We start from the raw sequence: 18,609 nt of genomic DNA on the forward strand, positions 1-18,609 counted from the left end.
GCGGTGGGGTAGACGGGGCGCGGATCCGGATTCGGCTCAGCCACGGCCGGCCTCCTCGGCTCCGGACCCGACTCCTTCGACTCCCTCAGCTCTCTCAACTCCCCCGGCTCCCCCGGCTCCCCCGGCTTCAGCCTGCGCCTCCTTGGCCGCGGACAGCCACTTGCGCAACTCCTCGCCGTGTTCGTCGAGTTCGGGTGGTGGCAGCGGGTAGGTCGCGGGGGTGGCGGAGAACCGGATGGGGTGGCGGGTGGTGGGCACCGCGCGGTCCCCCTCCCCCACGGTGACGACCGGGTCGAGTCCGAACCGCTCGGCCATGGCGAACCCGCCGTCGATGGTGTTGATCGGCCCGCTGGGTACCCCGACCGCCACCAGAGCCTCGAACCATTCGTCGGCGCCGCGCGTCACCAGCCTCTCGACCAGCAAGGGGCGCAGTTGGTCGCGGTGGGCCGTGCGGTCGGCGTTGCGCGCGAACCGCGGGTCGTCGGCGACCTCCGGTATGCCGAGGACCTGGCACAGCCTGCGGAACTGACCGTCGTTGGCGGCGGTCACGATCAGGTCGTTGTCGGCGGTGGGCAGGGGCTCGTAGGGGAAGACGCTGGGGTGGGCGTTGCCCATCCGGTACGGCACGGTGCCGCCGGCGACGTGGGCCGAGCTGTGGTTGACCAGTCCCGTCAGGGCCGAGGACAGCAGGTTCACCTCGACGAGCTGGCCCGCGCCGGTGGCGTCCCGGTGCCGCAGTGCGGCGAGGATGCCGATCGCGGCGTGGTTGCCGGCCATGACGTCGAACACGGATATCCCGGCCCGGTACGGCGGCCCGTCCGGGTCGCCCGTCAGGCTCATGAGGCCCGAGACGGCCTGCACCATGAGGTCGTAGCCGGGGACGTGGCGGCCGGGTCCCGTGCCGAAGCCGGTGATCGACGTGTACACCAGGCCCGGGTTGGCCCGCCGGAGCGACTCGAAGTCCAGGCCGTACTTGGCCATGCCACCCGGCTTGAGGTTCTCGATCAGGACGTCCGCCCGGCCCGCGAGCCTCCGGGCGACCTCGGCGTCGTCCTCGTCACGCAGGTCGAGGGCGATCGAACGCTTCCCCCGGTTGATCCCCAGGTAGTAGGTCGAGACGTCGCCCCGGGTGGGGGGCGTCCAGCTCCGGGTGTCGTCGCCGTCCGGTCCCTCGACCTTGACCACGTCGGCCCCCAGGTCGGCGAGCAGCATCGTGGCGTAGGGCCCGGCCAGGATCCGCGAGAAGTCCGCGACCAGCACCCCGGAAAGCGGTCCCGTGGTGTTCCGTCGAGCGGGCTCGGCGCTCTGTGACATCGACTGAACCCCTCCCCGTCCGCATGACGGACGATCGTCCGTTCAGCGATTCTGGGTTCCGGGCCGTCAGGCGTCAAGACCTCACGGCCGGGCCGGACGGCCGGACGGCGTGCGGTACGGACTCCAGCCTGGCGAAGTCCACGCTGATCTCGCCGGCGGCCTGGAGCAGCAGCGGCAGGTACTCGTCGAGCAGCACGTCCACCGAGGTCTCGGCGGCATGCGCGTTGACGTTGACGCTCGCCACGACCCGGCCCGAGCCGTCCCGCAGCGGAGCGGCCACCGACCGGATGCCCCTCGCCAACTGCTCGTCGGTCATCGCCCAGCCCCGTGCGCGCACTTCGCGCAGCTCCGTCTCCCACTCGGTCCGGTCCGGGCGCCACACGGCCTCCAGGCCGGAGCGGCTCGGTTCGGCGAGGATCCGGGCCGCCTCCTCGGGCGGCAGGGCGGCCAGCAGGACCTTGCCCAGCGAGGTGGGGAGGGCCGGGAACCGCGTGCCGATCTGCACGGCGAGAGTCACGATCCTGGGCACCGAGACCCGGGCGACGTAGACGATGTCCGAGCCGTCGAGCTGGGCGATCGAGCAGGACTCCTCGGTGCGCTCGACCAGCCACTCCAGGTGCGGACGCGCCACGTCCCACAGGCCCGTCGAGCGGACGTAGGCGACGCCGAGGTCGAGGACGCGCGGGGTCAGGACGTAACCGCCGGACTGCGGGCGCACGTAGCCCAGTTCGGCCAGGGTGAGCAGGATCCGGCGCGCGGTGGGCCTGGCCAGTCCCGTCGCGGTCGCCACATCGGTCAGCGACATCACCGGCCGCCGGGGCTGGAACGCGGTGATGACCTCCAGACCTCGGGCCAGCGCCTCGATGAAGTCAGGGCCCGTTCCTTCACGCGGCATGGTGGCTCCTCTGTACGTGGTCGCGATCGATCGGCGCGCGTCCGCCTCGCGGACGGACTGCCGAGGGCACTCTACGCAGTAGAGCGGCCCACACCGCCAGGATCCAGGTGACGACGGCAGTCATTGGACCGCAGAGCGGACAGTGGCCGACCAATACGGACGGAATTCGGAACACGCCCGGTATTGACAGCGATCGACGGCCTGCTCACCATCGAGCAGCAACCATGAGCCGCGATACGGACACCTGTCCGACACAGAGTGGGAGATGCCGTGATGAGCCAGTCCACCCCGTTCCAGGCCGGACTCCCTCTCGTCCTCCGCGGCGGCACCGTACTGCCCATGGACCGCGCGCGACGGGTGCTCGCCGACACCGACGTTCTGGTGACCGGCGACCGGATCACCGCGGTCGGCCCGCGCCTCGCCGTCCCGGAGGGCACGGTGGAGATCGACGCGTCCGGTGGGATCGTGATGCCCGGCATGATCGACACGCATCGGCACATGTGGCAGACGGCGATGCGCGGCTACGGCGCCGACTGGACGCTGACCCAGTACTTCGTCTGGTACTACCTCGAACACGGCAGGGCCTTCCGGCCCGAGGACGTGCACGCCGGAAACCTCCTGGCCGCCGTCGAAGCGCTGGACGCCGGGGTGACCACGGTCGTCGACTGGTCGCACGGACTACAGACGGCCGACCACGCGGACGCCGCCGTGGACGCGCTCCAGGCGGTACCCGGCCGGTTCGTCCTCGCCTACGGCAACATCCAGCAGGCACCGGCGCAATGGACGGCCGCACCCGAGTTCCGGGACTTCGTGCGCCGCCGCGTCACCGGTGACGACATGCTGGGCTTCCAGCTCGCTTTCGACGTCACCGGCGACCCCGCCTTCCCCGAGAAACCGGCCTTCGAGGTGGCCCGCGAACTGGGCGTGGCCGTCACCACCCACGCCGGCGTCTGGGGCGCGACCAACGACGACGGCATCCGGCTGATGCACGAGCACGGGTTCATGAACCCCGAGACGGTCTACGTGCACGCCTCCACCCTGTCGGCGGACTCCTACCACCGCATCGCGGCGACCGGCGGCTCGGTCTCGGTCTCCACGGAGAGCGAACAGAGCGCCGGCCAGGGCTATCCCACCACCTGGGCGATCCGCTCCCACGGCATCCCCGTCTCGCTGTCGATGGACACGAGCGTCTGGTGGAGCGGCGACCTGTTCTCCGCCATGCGCACCACGCTCGGCGCCGACCGCGCCCGCCAGCACCTGGAGGCCCACGCCGGCGGCGAGACCGTCACGCACTGCGCGCTGCGTGCCGACCAGGTGGTGGAGTGGGCGACACTCGGCGGCGCCCGGGCACTGGGCCGCGAGCGGGACCTGGGCAGCCTCGAGGCGGGCAAGAAGGCCGACCTCGTCCTGCTGAAGAACGACCACTCGCCGGTCTCGTTCCCGGTGCTCCACCCCTACGGCCATGTGGCGTTCCAGGCCCAGCGCGGTGACGTGCACACGGTGGTGGTCGACGGCCGGGTGGTCAAGCACGAGCACCGGCTGCTCGGCGTCGACCTGGCCTCGGTACGACGCACGGCCGAGCGGACCGTGGAACACCTGCGGTCGGCCCTGGGCGAGGAAGCGTGGGCCGACGGCATGAACCCCGACGTGCCCGAGACGAAGGTACTGGACAACCCCTACACGTACACCGACTACCGCAGCGCCTCGACGCACGGCCGGACGGGAGGGAGCGGCGTCGCATGAGGTCTTCGGGAGTGGTCGCGTCCAGGGCCGTCGTCTGCGGCCCCGCCACCGCCATGGCCCGCGGCCCGGACGTGGACGCGGCGGCCGGCGTCTTCCAGTCCGGCTTCAGGGCCCGGTCACTCTGGTGAGCCGGGATGTGAGCACGCGGAACTCGTTGCCGTCGGGGTCGGCCAGCAGCACCGTGCCGTTCTCGCCCCGGGCGGAGTCCAGACGCTTCGCGCCGAGGGAGAGCAGGCGCTCGACCTCCGCCCGCTGATCGCCGTCCGGTGCGAGTTCGAGGTGCAGGTCCTTGCCGGGGTCCGGCATCAACGGCGGTCCGCCCCACGTGATCTTCGTGCCGCCGTTCGGCGACTGGACGGCGGTCTCCTCGTCCTGGTCCCAGACCAGCGGCCAGCCCAGGGCCTCGCTCCAGAAGCAGCCCACGGCCCGTGAACCGTCGCAGGCGAGCGCGCCGACGAAGCCGCAGCCGGCCAGGAACCGGTTGCCCGGCTCGATGACACAGAACTCGTTGCCCTCGGGATCGGCGAGCACCACATGGGACGCGTCCGGCCCCTGGCCGACGTCGGCGTGGCGGGCGCCGAGGGCGAGTGCCCGGGACACGGTCTCCCGCTGGTCCTCGGGAGAGGAACTCGTCAGGTCGAAGTGCAGCCGGTTCTGGGCGACCTTCCGGGCCGGGGCGGGACGGAAGCCGATGAGGTAGCCGGCGTCGTTCCCGGACAACAGGGCGACGCCGTCGTAGCCTTCCTCGGCTCTCTTCAGGCCCAGGACCCCGGACCAGAAGTCCGCCAGCCGCTCGGGCTGGTGCGCGTCGAAGGAGAGTGCGATGAGTCGGCTGGTCATGGCCCCACGCTTCCTCGGTCCGTTGAGTGCCCGGTCTCGGCAGGGCGCCGTGACAGCGCCTCAGGAGAGCATAGGTACAGCCGTCCTGCTCGGAGCTACCGGTTTTCACCGCGCAGGCGAGCGGGCCGGCGTAGATCCGCCGGCACGGGGAACCTGACCACTTGCTCGACGCCGTCCGCTGCCGCAGGCAACGGAGGCCGTCGGTCGGACCCGTTCCTCGCGGTGGCCTCCAGGCCGCCTCGCGAGCTGTGCCTGAATGGAAAGGTAACCCCCCATGCTCCTTCCGGCGGAGAAGCAACTACGCACCGTGCTCGCCCAGTTCGCCCAGGCACGCATCGAGCACGACGTACGTCCGACCGGTCGCACCAGCAGGGCACTCGAAGACGCCACGTACACCCTGTGCGTGATGACCGGGGCCCGCACCACCGAACAGGCCCTGCTCGCGGCGGACGCGCTCCTGCAACGCTACCTCGCGGACCGCGACACCACCGGACAGAAGAACGCGACGCTGGCGGCATGAACCGGCCCGCCGGACACCGCTGAGGGAGCCTCCCCGGTCCGGGGGGCGATGCCTGCGCGGTGTCCGGCGCCGGGCGGCCGGTGCCGCCAGGCCAACCCGGCCGGAATTCCGACCCAGTCGACCTGCTCCACCCGCGTGGATCCTCCTGGGTTCGCGTGGCCACTCCACATGCTCGCCTCGGTGGAGGGGACGCGCGTCGGCCGATGGACCCAGGTGACCCGCGACCTCGGACCCAGGACACCGGGCCGCGGGCGGACCGGGTCACGTCCACCGTCATGGCGCGCCCGAGCGCCGGCCCGGGGTGGCGCAGTTGGGACATGTCGCAGTCGCGACATCGTGGGCCCGTGACATGGTCATCCGCTCGGCAGATTCTTTCGGACAGCGCGTGATCAAGCGTTGCACGAAAGGTGTGTGGCTGATGGCATGGATCCGTCTGACGGCGGCGATATCAACAGCACTGGTTCTGACCACGGGAGGTCTCTCGTCCACCGCCGCGCAGGCGTCCTCCCTCTCGTCCTCCCCCGGTGCGGCGGAGGCGAAGGGCGCAGCCGGATCGCCGTCCACCGTACGGCTGGTGACGGGTGACCGGGTGACGGTGACACCCGGCAGCGACGGCCGGCGCACCGCCTCGGTGGTGCCGGGTCCGGGCCGCCGGGGCATCGTCTTCCGCACGTACGAGCAGGACGACGGCGCGATGACCGTACTCCCGTCCGACGCGGCGGAGTTGGTCGCCGCCGGGACGCTGGACCGGCGTCTCTTCGACGTCACCGCCCTGCTCGCCCAGGGCTACGACGAGGCCGGTACCCCGGCGCTGCCGCTGATCGTCTCCCCCGAGCCGGGCGGCGCGGCGGCCGGGACGGCGGCGAGCCGCAGGGCCGCGGCGACGACGGCGGACCGGCTCTACGCGTTCAACACGGAGTCCGCGCCCGGGCGCCGGCTGGCGAGCATCGACGCGACCGCCCTGCGGGTGGACGACGACGACCTCGGCGCGTTCTGGAAGACCCTGCGCCCCGCCGGCACGGCCCGGCTCACGCAGACCCCCCGGGTGTGGCTCGACGGCAGGGTGGCACCGGTACTGGACCGCAGCACGGCGCAGATCGGCGCACCCGCCGCCTGGAAGGCCGGTTTCGAGGGACAGGGCGTCAAGGTGGCCGTCCTGGACACCGGTGTGGACGCCGGCCACCCGGACCTGGCGGGCCGGATCGCCGAGTCCCGTGACTTCTCGGACAGCGGCGGCGTGACCGACCACTTCGGGCACGGCACGCATGTCGCGTCGATCGTCGGCGGCAGCGGCGCGGCGTCCGCCGGTACCCGGCGCGGGGTCGCGCCGCGGGCGGACCTGCTGATCGGCAAGGTGCTGGGCGACGACGGGTACGGCTCGGAGTCGCAGGTCATCGCCGGCATGGAGTGGGCGGCCGCCGAGCACGCCAGGGTCGTCAACATGAGCCTCGGTTCGGACGCGCCCTCGGACGGCACCGATCCCATGAGCCAGGCCGTCGACACCCTGTCCGCCTCGGGGCGGACGCTTTTCGTGGTCGCCGCGGGCAACGCCGGTGAGCAGGGCGCGTCGACCGTCGGCGCGCCGGGTGCAGCCGACGCCGCGCTCACCGTCGGGGCCGTCGACCGGGACGACTCCCTGGCGCCCTTCTCCAGCCGCGGCCCGCGCCCCGGCGACAGGGCCGTGAAGCCCGACGTGACCGCGCCCGGCGTCGGCATCGTCGCCGCGCGCGCCTCGGGGACGGCCATGGGAACGCCGGTGGACCCCCATTACACGGCCGCGTCCGGGACGTCGATGGCCACACCGCACGTCGCCGGGGCCGCCGCCCTTCTCGCCCAGCGGCACCCCGAGTGGAGCGGACCGCAGCTCAAGGACGCGCTCGTCAGCACCGCCCACCGCGTGTCCGGCACCAAGGTGACCGAACAGGGCGGCGGGCGCGTCGACATCGGCGCGGCCATGGGGACCCTGACGGCCACCGGCTCCGTGACCCTGCCCGCCCTCCAGACCGCCGACGCGGCCGGACCGCGGCGGGTGGCGACCCTGCACTACACCAACGACGGCGACCACGTCCTCGACCTCAAGCTGTCCGTCTCACTGTCCCGTGACAACGGTGTCACCCTCGCCGACGGCGTTGTCACCCTGGGCTCGGGCACCGTCCGGCTCGCCCCCGGGGCCTCGGCGGACGTCCCGGTCCTCGCGGACGGCGCGCACGCCGCGCGTGGCGCCTACTACGGCTACGCCACCGCGACCGGACCGGACGGCGCCACGCTGGCCCACACCACGCTCTCCCTCGTCGTGCACGCGCCGCTGCACCGGCTCACGGTCATCGCCAAGGACCGCGCCGGCCAGGTGATACCGCAGGCCGCCCCGACGATCTGGGGGGCCGACGGCTTCGCCCGGTACACCGGTCTCGACCCGGCCGTCGCCGTCGTCGAGGAGGGCACCTACCAGGTGAGCTTCGGCACCCTGGACGACGCGGCCGACGGCCAGGAACTGCGTGAGGTGATCGACCCGCAGGTGCGGGTCACCAAGGACTCGACCGTCACCCTCGACGCCTCGAAGGTGACGGAAGTGAGGATCCGCACCCCCCGACCGTCCGAACAGCACGGCGCGCTCAGCTACCAGACGTACCGTCAGATCGACGGGAACGGTCTGATCCAGGGCGTCATGTACTTCGACATCGCCAAGCGGATCTACGTCAGCCCCACCGCCCAGGTCACGGACGGCACCTTCGAGTTCGCCTCCCGCTGGCAGCTGACGGCCCCGCAACTCACCGCAAGCCCGCAGGGGAGTTCGCGGTCCTTCACCCCCTACTACCTGCCGGCGTCACCGGTGTTCGACGACAAGGGCGTCCGGCTGACCGCCGTGGACGCCGGCACCGGCACCGTCGCCGACCTCAGGGCCGCCCACGTCCGCGGCCGACTGGCCGTGATCCGTTACGGCTTCGGTGACGACACCGCCCTCGCGCGGGCCGCCGCCGACGCCGGCGCGAAGGCGCTGATGCTCGTCATGCCGGAGGGCTTCTCCCCGTGGACCCGCTGGAGCCCGGCCGGTACACGCCTCGCCCTGCCCGTGATGCGCGCGGACAACGCGGACGGCACGGCGATCCTGGAGCGGAGCGCGCGGACGGTGACCCGGATCCGGTTCACCGGCACCGTGCGCAGCCCTTACCTCTACGACGTCATGCAGGTGTCCCGTCAGCGCGTCCCGCAGCACCTCGTGCACACCGTCTCCGGGCAGGACAGCGCGGTCGTGCACGCCACCTACGCCCGTACCGGCGCCTCCGGCTGGGGCAGTGAGCAGCGTTTCGCCTGGCGGCCGTACCAGGACACCGCCTGGAACCAGTACACGCGCGACGTGCCGGTGGGCCGGGAGCGCGTGGAGTACGTGACGGCCGGCGACACCCTCTGGAACCACGTCGTCCATCACGACACCGTCCTGGACCAGGACTTCCCGCTCCAGGCCGGGATGCGGGACGCGACCCACACCTACCGGGCCGGACAGCAGGCCACGGAACGCTGGTTCACCGCCCCGGTCCGCCCCTCCGTCCCGCACGGCGTGGCCGGCCGGCCCGCCTCCACCAGGTACGGCGACACCGTCTCCCTGTACGTCCCGGACTTCACGGACGCCGCGGGCCACTGGTCCTTCGCGGAGAGCGACAGCCTCGGCGGCGTCGGCACCCGGGCGTCCGGTACGGGCGACACCGCGGTCGCCGACCTGTACCGCGACGGGCAGCGGGTCGCCCACTCCGACACCGGCGCGTGGGGCGCCTTCGAGGTACCGCCGGGCCGGGCCGGCTACCGGCTGGACCTGACCACCGGACGCGACTCGGAGAACTGGCGCTTCGGCACCCGGACCGAGACCTCGTGGTCCTTCGGCTCGGACACCACCGCGAGCCCCGCGCTGCTTCCGCTGCTCCAGGTGGACTACTCGGTACCCGTCGACGCGGAGAACGCCGTGGGCCCGCAGCGCATCCACACACTGGGCTTCGACGTCCGCATGCCCGACGGCGTGCCCGCCCCGCACGGCACGAAGCTCACGGTGCAGACGTCCTACGACGACGGCAGGACCTGGGTGACGGCACGGACCTCGCCAACTCCAGGGAAGGGAACGAGCGGACGTTTCACCGCGGCCGTCGAACGCCCGTCCGGGGTCCGCGGCGACGCCTGTGTCACACTGCGGATCACAGCGGCGGACGACGCCGGGCACAGCGTCCGGCAGACGATCGACCGCGCCTTCCTCCACCGGGGGTCCGCCACGCCGCACTGACCCGGTGAAGCAGCGGAACGGGAAGCGGCGTTTCCGCCGCGTGAGCGACAGGGAGGGATCGCCGATGCTGGAGGCGGCAGGGCTGACGGCCGTCGAGGAGACCGTTTACCGCCTCCTGGTCGGAGCGGTCACGGCCTCGGCACGCGAACTGGCGGAGCAGAGCGAACTGCCGCACGACACGCTGGAGGTGGTGCTGGCGGGCCTCACGGCCAAGGGACTCACCAGCCCCACCGATCACGTGCCACCGCAGTACTCCGCCGTGCCGCCGGACGTGGCGCTGCTGCCCCGGCTGCAACGGCGTACCGACGAACTCGACAAGGCGCGCGGCACGGTCACCGATCTGCTGGACCTGTACCGCAGCACCCGGCGCCGCCAGGACGCGGGCCAGCTGATCGAGGTGATCACGGGCGCCGAGTCGCTGCGGCAGCATCTGCGGCAGATGCAGGACAACGCCCGGCACGAGATGCTCTGGTTCTGCAAGGCCCAGTACGTCGCGATGCCGTCGGGCAGCAACCGCGCCGAGTACGACGCCCTCGCCCGCGGGGTGCGCTACCGCGTCCTGTACGAGCAGGCGTTCTTCGACGACGACCACGCCGTGGACAACGTGATCGAGGGGGTGCAGGCCGGGGAGATCGCCCGCAGCGTGGCGCATCTGCCGCTGCGGCTGGCCGTGGCCGACCGGGCCATCGCGATCTGTCCGCTGGTGCCCGGCGGCCCCCAGGGATCCCCCGGTGAACCCACCGCCGCCCTGGTCCGTGAGAGCAGTCTCCTGGACGCGCTCACCTCGCTCTTCGAACGCTACTGGGAGACCGCGGTCCCGCTCGACGTCAGTGCCGCGGGCACCCTCCCGGACGCCGCCGCCGTACGGGCCGGCGACCCGCTGTCCGGCACCGACCGGCGGATCCTCTCCTTGCTGGTGGCAGGCATCGCGGACAAGGCCATCGCCAGTCAGATGGGGCTCAGCCGCCGCACCATCCAGCGTCACATCCAGCAGATGATGGCCCTCGCCGGGGCCACGACCCGTATGCAGCTCGCCTGGCAGGCGGCCCGCCGCGGCTGGCTCTGACCGTCGGGTGCCGGGGCCCGGCCTCGGAACGGGAACCGAACGGGAACGGGGTCGGGGACGGTGATGACCTGACGGACGGCGCGGTGTGGTCCGCGTCGCCGGTACGTCGTCGCTCTCGTTCCAGCAACCGTTTGGGAGACTCGTATGAACCCACTGCTGCGTGTCAGTGAGGAAGTCGGTGACGCGCTGGCCGAGGGCCGGCCGGTCGTCGCTCTGGAATCCACGGTGATCGCGCACGGTCTGCCCTATCCGGGCAACGTGGAGACGGCGCTCGCCATCGAGAAGGCGGTACGGGAGTCGGGTGCGGTGCCGGCGACCGTCGGGCTGGACGGCGGGCGGTTCACCGTGGGGATGTCACCCGACGACATGGAGCGTTTCGCGGTCGGTTCCGGTGTGCCGAAGGTGTCCAGCCGCGACGTCGGTGTCGTGCTGGCGGGCGGCGGCATGGGTGCCACCACGGTGGCGTCCTCTCTCGTGGCCGCCGACCTCGCCGGCATCCCGTTCTTCTCCACGGCGGGGATCGGGGGCGTCCACCGGGGCGCGAGCGAGAGTTTCGACGTCTCCGCCGACCTCGTGCAGTTCACCCGCAGCAAGGTGGCCGTGGTGTGCGCCGGGGCCAAGAGCATCCTCGACCTGGGGCTCACCCTGGAGTACCTGGAGACGCTGGGGGTGCCGGTGATCGGTTACCGCTTCGACGACTTCCCCGCCTTCTACTGCCGCTCCAGCGGTCTGCGGGTGCCGCAGCGGATCGACGACGCCGACGGCGTCGCCCGGGCGCTTCGCATGCACTGGGCGGCCGGCCTGCCGGGCGGTGCGCTGGTCACGGCCCCCATCAGTGCGGAACACGCGCTGGACGGGGAGGCGATGGAGGAAGTGATCCAGGAGGCGCTGCGCGCCGCGGAGCAGGACGGGGTGCGCGGCCCCGCCGCGACCCCCTACCTGATGAAGGCGGTCTCACGGGCCACCGAGGGACGTTCCGCCGCCGCCAACCGGGAGGTCCTGATCAGCACCGCCCGGCTCGCCGGACACCTCGCCGTCGCCTACGCGGCCGGCGCCGTGCCCGCCGGGGAGGCCGCGGCATGACCTCCGTGTTCATCTTCGACATCGACGGCACCCTCGCCGACACGCCCACCGCCATCGCAGGACTGATCGGTGACGTGGTCCGCGACTTCGGCGCCCGCCCCAGCCGGCAGGACGTGCTGGCCACCGTCGGCAAACCCCTGGAGGCCTCCCTCGCCGGACTGCTGGGCACCGGCGTCCACGACGCCGTGACCGCCGAGGCCGCGGCCCGCTACCGCCGCCGTTTCACCGACGACCTGCTCAGCCGGGGGCCGCGACTCCTGATGCCAGGCGTGGCCGAGGGCCTGGACCGGATGCGGGCGGCGGGGCACCCGCTCGCCGTCGCCACCTCCAAGATCCAGGCGAGCGCGCACGCCCTGCTGGACGCCACCGGCATCCTCGACAGGTTCGACACCGTGGTCTGCCACGACATGGTCGAACACGGCAAGCCGCACCCCGACATGGCACTGCGCGTCCTGTCCGAACTGGGCGCCCGCCCCTCGCGGTCCTGGTACGTCGGCGACACCGTCACCGACATGGCGATGGCACACGCGGCCGGCCTGCGGACCGTCGCCGTCTCCTACGGCGTCGACACCGCACAGGCGCTCACGGCCGCCGGCGCCGACCATGTCGCGGCGGACTTCCCGACGGTGACCGACCTGCTGCTCCAGCCGACCGGAGTCCTCTCATGACCGTCCGCACCGAAGAGGCCGCCGCCCCGGCGGCCACCCGGTTCACCGGCCGCATGGCCGCCGCCCTCCTCGCCCTGTCCATCGCCCAGTTCCTGGTGGCACTGGACTACTCGATCATCTACGTGGCCCTGCCGAGCATCGGATCGGGACTGGGCCTGGCCCCCGAACGGCTTCAGTGGGTGGTGTCGGCGTACGCCGTGTTCTTCGCCAGTTTTCTCGTCGTCGGCGGTCGCGCGGCGGACCTGACCGGTCCGCGCAGGCTCTTCCTCGGCGCGCTGGCGCTGTTCGGACTGGGCTCCCTCGCCGCCGGGGTGGCAGGGGACCAGTGGCTGCTGATCGCCTCCCGTGCCGCCCAGGGCGTCGGCGCCGCCGCCCTGACACCGTCCATGCTGGCCCTGATCGGCGCCGCCTTCCCGGCCGGGCCCGTGCGCTCGCGGGCGCTGGCGATCTGGGGGGCGCTCGGCGCGGTGGGACTGGCGGCGGGTGTGCTGGTCGGCGGTGTGCTCACCTCGGCGCTGTCCTGGCGGTGGGTGTTCTTCGTGAACGTGCCGCTCGTCCTGGTCACCGTCGCCCTCGCCCTGCGGGTGCTGCCGCCCGGGACGCGCACCAGGGCTTCGGTCCGGCATCTCAACGTGCCCGGCGCGGCCCTGTTCACCGGAGCCGTCCTGTGCCTGGTGGCGGCACTCACGCAGGCCGCGGTGGACGGCTGGACCTCCCCGTCCTGTCTCGGCTGCCTGGCGGCGGCTCTGGCACTGGCCATCGCCTGGACGGTGTACGACAGGCGGCCGGCCGCCACCGCCCTGATCCCTCCGGCGCTGCTGCGGGTGCGCTCGCTGGCGGGCGCGAGCGCGATGTCCGCGCTCTACATGGCGAGCGTGGGCGCCGAGTTCTTCCTGATCACCCTGTTCCTCCAGGACGTGTGGGGCTACGGAGCGCTGGAGGCCGGCATCGCCTTCCTGCCGCTGACCCTGAGCGTGGTCGCGGGCAACCTCGTCACCGGGAGGCTCGCGGAGCCCTGGGGCATCCGCCGTACGCTCGCCACCGGGTTCGCGGTCGGCGCGGCGGGGCTGGCCCTGCTCGGTATCGGCACGAGCGGCTCCGGCTACTGGACCGGCGTGCTGCCGGGCCTGCTGGTCAGCGGGCTCGGCCAGGGCATGGCCTTCGCGGGGATGTACATCGCGGGCACCAAGGACGTGCCCGACAGCGACCAGGGCACCGCGTCCGCGGTGCTCACGACCACCCAGTACACGGGGGGTGCCATGGGCCTGGCGGTGCTGGTCCTGATCCTCGGTGACACACCGGGGGACACGGCGTTCGGCCGGGCCTACGCGCTGACGGCCGTGCTCGCCCTGGCCGCCGCGGCGGTCGCGCTGTGGACGCTGTCGGCCCGTGCCGGGGCCGGCCGCCCGGACACCGGGGACGGGCGATGACCTGGCCGCGGGTCGTCGGACCCGGCGCCGGCCCGGGGACCGTGGTGGGCGGCACCCCGGTGTCGTTCCTGGTCACCGCGGACGACACGGCCGGCCGGTTCGGTCTCACCGAACACCGGCTCCCGCCCCGGGCGCCCGGAGCACCGCTGCACTTCCACAACGAACTGACCGAGATGTTCTACGTGGTGGAGGGTGACGTGCTGCTCACGCTGGGCACGGAGCGGCGCGTCGCGTCTCCCGGGACGTTCATGCTGGTGCCGCCCGGGACCAGCCACGCGTTCGGCAACCCCGGGACCGACCCGGCCACCCTGCTGGTGATGTTCACCCCGGACGGGGGCCGGGAGCGTTACTTCCGCGAGCTGGGCGAGCTGCTGGACTCCTCGCCCGCACCCACCGCGGAGACGATGGCGGAACTGGCGCGCCGGTTCGACCAGTTCCCGGCGACCGAGGGCCTTGTGCGGCCCGGACAGTGAGGAGAAGACCATGCCTGTCGTGACCGTGGACTGGTGGAAGGGCAACGACCGACAGAAACGAGCCGATCTCGTGGGCGAGCTGACGGCCACCGTGGCCCGGATCGCGGGATGCCCGGCGGATGCGGTGACCGTCCTGGTGAGGGACATAGAACAGGATCACTGGGGTCGGGGCGGGGTGCTGGCCGACGCACCGGCACCGGTGTCCGTGGACCGCTCGCCGGTGCTCGCCGACGTCCCGCACCAGGGATCGGCGCCTCGCTGAGATGACCTTGTGCATACGGTGGGTGGCCGGCGGCAGGATGTCGCCGGCCCTCCGCCGTGCGCACCCCGACCCGGGCGCGCGGGCCTCGTGACACCCCCGCGCCGGACGCCTCACGAGCGCGGCGCCCTTCGACCACCCGACCGGTGAACTTCGTTGTACAGGGCACCTGACCGGCCTCGCAGGTGCGGATGTCCCGTCCGCGGAGCGGGTCCGGACACACCTGCCGCACGGGCGGCTCCCGGTCCTCGTCACCACAGGCACCGGGGCCGGCCGGTCCGGACGGTGCCCCGCGACCGGCGTCGACGAAGGCATCGGCCGACGCCCGGACAGCCCCGATGACCTGACGTCTGGTCACCCACCGTCACGGTCGGGCGAGTTGGCACGCGCGGCGCGAACTCCGTCCTTACGGGTGCCGGGTCGGCCCGCCGCACCACCGCTGCCGCCGGCCGCCGCCGCCCGTCAGCGCGCGGTCGGCCGCCGGCACCCCGTCCACCTGCGCAAGCATCGGACACCCGCGGAAGCCTGTCCGATATAGAGCAGCGTGCTCCGGCTCGCCACGCCAACGGCCGGCAACGCGCACCACTCGGTCCGCCGATGGGTGAGAATGCCAGCAACGACGTCGGCCGCCCTGTGCCGTTCACTGCGGAACGTGAAGGAACGGGAGGCCGTCTCGGTCTCCCTCGGTCCCCGCGGTCGGGCGGTGTCACGGCAGCCGTCCAGGACCGAGGAGAGGACACGTGCCATGCACCAGACAGTGCCCATCCGCTTCCGCATCCTCGGATCACTGGAATGTTGGGACGCGGACGAACGCATCCACGTCGGCGGACCCGTGAGCGAGCGCGTGCTGGTGACCTTGCTGCTCGAACCGCAGCGGGTCCTGCCGGTCCACCGCCTCATCGAGGCCGTCTGGGACCAGGACGCGCCCGCGACCGCCGCCCACCAGGTCCGCAAGGCCGTCGCCGAGCTGCGTCAGCGCATCCCCGAGGGACGGACCCTGATCGCGACGGACGGACCCGGCTACCGCGCCTCGGTGACGCTCGAACAACTCGACCTGCTCCAGTTCACCGACGCGCTGCAACGCGCCCGCGACCACACCGCCGCCGGCCGGACCGCGGAGGCCACGGCTCTGCTCCGCGAGGCCCTTGCCCTGTGGCGCGGTCCGGTGCTGTCCGGCAGTGGCGGCGCCGTCGTCGACGCGGCCTCCGCCTCGCTCGAGGAGCGGCGGATGACCGCGGTCGAGCAGCTCTTCGACCTGCGCCTGGAAGCCGGCGAAAGCTCCGAGCTGATCGCCGAGATCCGCGCCGCCATCCGTGACAACCCGCTGCGCGAGGCCCTGCGCGGTCAGCTCATGCTCGCCCTGTACCGCTCGGGGCGCCAGGCCGAGGCCCTGGAGGAGTACGGCACGATCCGCGCCGTACTCGACGAGGAACTCGGGATCCAGCCCGGCACGTCACTGCGCGAACTCCACCAGGCCATCCTGCGCAACGATCCCGCACTGACCGGCACCGCCCCGCAGACCCCGGCGGCGCCCGCCGTGAGCGGCGGACGCTCCACCCTCCCCTACGATCTGCGCGACTTCACCGGCCGTGAGGAAGAACTGCACAAGCTCCTCGGCTTCATCGAGGACGCCGACGGCACCGGACCCCTCATCGTCGCCATCGACGGAATGGGCGGCAGCGGCAAGACCTCGCTCGCCGTCCGCGCGGCACACCAGCTCACCGACCGGTACCCCGACGCGCAACTCCACCTCGACCTGCGGGGATACACCCCCGACGAGGAACCTCTCGCCCCGGCGGCGGCGGCCGAGGCGCTGCTGCGCATGCTCGGCATCCCCGGTGAACGGATACCCGACGATCCGCAGGGCCGCCTCGCCCTGTGGCGCGCCACCATGATCAAACACAGGATGATCCTCCTGCTCGACAACGTAGTCGACGAGTCCCAGGTGCGGCCTTTGCTGGCCTCCCCCACCAGTACCGTCGTCCTGGTCACCAGCCGCGCCCTCCTCGTGGACCTGGACGCCGCGCACTCGATCTCCCTCGGCACCATGGCTCCACCCGACAGCATCGCCCTCGTGGAGAGCATCATCGGCGACCGCCGGGCGCAGGCCGAACCCGAGGCCGTCGCCGAACTCGCGGATCTCAGCGGCCACTTACCCCTGGCGCTGCGCATCGCCGCGGCCCGGCTGCGCAAGCGCCCCCGCTGGAGCGTGCGTTACCTCGTGGACCGGCTCCGTGACGACACCCACCGTCTCGCCGAACTCAGCGCGGGCGAACGGAGCGTCGAGGTCACCCTGCGGCTGTCGTACGAGGGGCTGGACGCCTCGTACCGCAAGTCCTTCCGGCTGCTGGGCCAGTACCCCGGCGCCGAACTGGACGTCTACACGGCGGCGGCACTGCTCGACCTCGGGACCCGCGACGCCGAGGACGTCCTGGAGTACCTCCTCGACATGCATCTCGTGCAACAGCACGAACCCGGCCGCTACGCCTTCCACGACCTGGTGCGCAGCTTCGCCCACATGCTGTCGCGCACCCGGCACTCGGGCGGCACCGGCGAGTTCAGCGAAGAGGCGGCAGGCGCCGTGCGCCGGCTGATGCAGTACTCGCTGACCGCCTCGGACGTGGCTTGCGACCTGCTCTTCCCCGGCAGGGTACGGATGCCTCGGCCGACGCCCTCGTCCGCGCCGGAACTCGCGCCGCTGAGCACCCCGGAGGCCGCCCGCGACTGGTTCGAACGCGAACAGGACAGTCTGCTCGCCGCGATCGCCCTGGCCTTCCGCCGGGACCTCGACCGCGAGGTGGCGCTCCTCGCGGCGAACGTGGTCTTCCATCTCGATCTACGGGGCCGGCTCGACGAGTTCCTCGCGCTCTGCCACACGGCCGTCGCCGCGGCCCGTCGTCTCGGCGAGGCCGATCTGCTGCGGCTGAGCCTGTCCAACCTGGCGGTCGCCTGCTGGAAACGCGGCCGCTTCGAGGACGGCATAGCGGCCGCCGTCGAGGCCCATGAACTGGCGGTCGACATCGGTGACCGCCGGGGACAGGCCAAGGACACCGGCGTGCTCGGCCTGCTCCTCGCCACCACCGGCCGGTTCGACGAGGCGCTTCCCCGGCTGGAACAGTCGATCGCCCTCAAGCGTGAACTGGGGGCCGAACGGGCCGAGGCGGAGTCCCTGTCGAACATCAGCACCGTGCACATGGAACGCGGTGACTTCCCGGAGGCGGTTCGTACGGCGACCCGTTCCATCGACCTCGCCCGCAAGATCGGCGCGCTGGAGAAGGAACTGGTGGGACTCGGCGACCTCGCGCAGGTCCAGTTGGCGATGGGCGAGGTCGAGACGGCGGCCAGGACGCTGGCCGTCGCACGTGAACGGGCGCCCGGTGTCGTCGCTCCGGCGGAACGGGCCGTGCTGCTCGTGCTCTCCGCGGAGGCGGAGGACCGGCTCGGGCACGGCGAGCAGGTGCTGCACTGGGTGGAGGAGGCGCTTGCCACCAAGGGGCTGGAGGACGCGCCGGTCCGGGAGGCCGCGGTGTGGAACGCGGCGGGGCGCTTCTTCCGGCGCGGCGGCGATCACGAGCGGGCCCTGGCCCTGCACCGGCAGGCGCATGCGTCCGCCGTACGGCTCGGCCACCAGGTGGAGGAGGCCTACGCACTCGACGGCCTCGCGCGGTCACTGGCGTCTCTCGGGGACTCGGCGGAGGCGGCCGAACGGGCGGCCGCCGCGCAGGAGGCGTTCCGTGCCATGGGGATCCCCGGCCGGGTCCGTCTGGGGGAATGACGGCTCAGGACACGAGATGCCGGTGCCCGCCGTTCGACACGGCGGGCACCGGCATCTCAGGGGTGATGCGGGAGGGGGAGCCTCGGTCAGACGGCGACGACGTTGGGACCTTCGTCCCCGTCCACGACGAGGTTGGGACCCTCGTCACCGTCCGCGCCGGCCGCAACGACGTTCGGACCCTCGTCACCATCGGCACCGACCGCGACCACGTTCGGACCCTCGTCACCATCCGCACCGACCGCGACCACGTTCGGACCCTCGTCACCATCCGCACCG

15 protein-coding genes are annotated in these 18,609 nt (G+C 72.4%); 12 read left to right on the forward strand and 3 right to left on the reverse strand.

Annotated elements, in window-relative coordinates:
- Positions 1 to 36: 36 nt before the first annotated feature.
- Positions 37 to 1,314 carry a CaiB/BaiF CoA transferase family protein gene (locus AAW13_RS40860; RefSeq protein ID WP_079179168.1) on the reverse strand — a complete coding sequence of 426 codons (1,278 nt, stop codon included), beginning with the start codon at positions 1,312 to 1,314 and terminating at the stop codon, positions 37 to 39.
- Between the two features lie 73 nt (positions 1,315 to 1,387).
- Positions 1,388 to 2,209, reverse strand: a complete 822-nt coding sequence (locus AAW13_RS40865; RefSeq protein ID WP_046729522.1) for an IclR family transcriptional regulator domain-containing protein — start codon at positions 2,207 to 2,209, stop codon at positions 1,388 to 1,390.
- A 273-nt stretch (positions 2,210 to 2,482) separates the two neighbouring features.
- On the opposite strand from AAW13_RS40865, the gene AAW13_RS40870 reads away from it, so the two are divergent.
- A complete protein-coding gene (locus tag AAW13_RS40870) occupies positions 2,483 to 3,952 on the forward strand; it encodes an amidohydrolase family protein (protein ID WP_046729521.1) in 1,470 nt (489 codons plus the stop codon).
- Positions 3,949 to 4,080 carry a hypothetical protein gene (locus AAW13_RS47560; RefSeq protein WP_276207642.1) on the forward strand — a complete coding sequence of 44 codons (132 nt, stop codon included), beginning with the start codon at positions 3,949 to 3,951 and terminating at the stop codon, positions 4,078 to 4,080. Before AAW13_RS40870 ends, AAW13_RS47560 begins: the two co-directional genes overlap by 4 nt.
- Here the strand turns inward: AAW13_RS47560 and AAW13_RS40875 are convergent.
- On the reverse strand, positions 4,058 to 4,792 hold the full coding sequence (locus AAW13_RS40875; protein WP_046729520.1) for a VOC family protein: 735 nt from the start codon (positions 4,790 to 4,792) through the stop codon (positions 4,058 to 4,060). The two genes, AAW13_RS47560 and AAW13_RS40875, sit on opposite strands and share 23 nt — an antisense overlap.
- 274 nt (positions 4,793 to 5,066) lie before the next feature.
- On the opposite strand from AAW13_RS40875, the gene AAW13_RS40880 reads away from it, so the two are divergent.
- The 10 genes from AAW13_RS40880 to AAW13_RS46230 form a co-directional block, all read left to right on the forward strand.
- Positions 5,067 to 5,312, forward strand: coding sequence for a DUF5133 domain-containing protein (locus AAW13_RS40880; RefSeq protein WP_046729519.1), 246 nt, complete (start codon positions 5,067 to 5,069; stop codon positions 5,310 to 5,312).
- Positions 5,313 to 5,730: 418 nt separating this feature from the next.
- The gene (locus tag AAW13_RS40885; RefSeq protein WP_107483527.1) at positions 5,731 to 9,579 is read left to right on the forward strand and encodes a S8 family peptidase; all 3,849 of its coding nucleotides are present in this window, start codon (positions 5,731 to 5,733) and stop codon (positions 9,577 to 9,579) included.
- Between the two features lie 64 nt (positions 9,580 to 9,643).
- Positions 9,644 to 10,645, forward strand: coding sequence for a helix-turn-helix transcriptional regulator (locus tag AAW13_RS40890; protein ID WP_046729518.1), 1,002 nt, complete (start codon positions 9,644 to 9,646; stop codon positions 10,643 to 10,645).
- 144 nt (positions 10,646 to 10,789) lie between these two features.
- A complete protein-coding gene (locus AAW13_RS40895) occupies positions 10,790 to 11,728 on the forward strand; it encodes a pseudouridine-5'-phosphate glycosidase (RefSeq protein WP_046729517.1) in 939 nt (312 codons plus the stop codon).
- Positions 11,725 to 12,396: an HAD family hydrolase gene (locus AAW13_RS40900; protein ID WP_046729516.1), complete on the forward strand. Its 672-nt coding sequence runs from the start codon at positions 11,725 to 11,727 to the stop codon at positions 12,394 to 12,396. Before AAW13_RS40895 ends, AAW13_RS40900 begins: the two co-directional genes overlap by 4 nt.
- The gene (locus AAW13_RS40905) at positions 12,393 to 13,826 is read left to right on the forward strand and encodes an MFS transporter (RefSeq protein WP_107483528.1); all 1,434 of its coding nucleotides are present in this window, start codon (positions 12,393 to 12,395) and stop codon (positions 13,824 to 13,826) included. Before AAW13_RS40900 ends, AAW13_RS40905 begins: the two co-directional genes overlap by 4 nt.
- Positions 13,823 to 14,299 carry a cupin domain-containing protein gene (locus AAW13_RS40910; RefSeq protein ID WP_046729515.1) on the forward strand — a complete coding sequence of 159 codons (477 nt, stop codon included), beginning with the start codon at positions 13,823 to 13,825 and terminating at the stop codon, positions 14,297 to 14,299. The genes AAW13_RS40905 and AAW13_RS40910 overlap by 4 nt, the downstream gene beginning before the upstream one ends.
- A gap of 10 nt (positions 14,300 to 14,309) precedes the next feature.
- Positions 14,310 to 14,561, forward strand: coding sequence for a tautomerase family protein (locus AAW13_RS40915; RefSeq protein ID WP_046729514.1), 252 nt, complete (start codon positions 14,310 to 14,312; stop codon positions 14,559 to 14,561).
- Positions 14,562 to 15,303: 742 nt separating this feature from the next.
- Complete coding sequence (locus AAW13_RS40920; RefSeq protein WP_046729513.1) at positions 15,304 to 18,333, forward strand: AfsR/SARP family transcriptional regulator; 3,030 nt, start codon at positions 15,304 to 15,306, stop codon at positions 18,331 to 18,333.
- A partial coding sequence (locus tag AAW13_RS46230) for a hypothetical protein (protein ID WP_167391791.1) occupies positions 18,330 to 18,609 on the forward strand: 280 nt, incomplete at its 3' end. The genes AAW13_RS40920 and AAW13_RS46230, both read left to right, overlap by 4 nt.

Source organism: Streptomyces humi, assembly GCF_001005085.2.
In the GTDB taxonomy this organism is placed as follows: Bacteria; Actinomycetota; Actinomycetes; order Streptomycetales; family Streptomycetaceae; genus Streptomyces; species Streptomyces humi.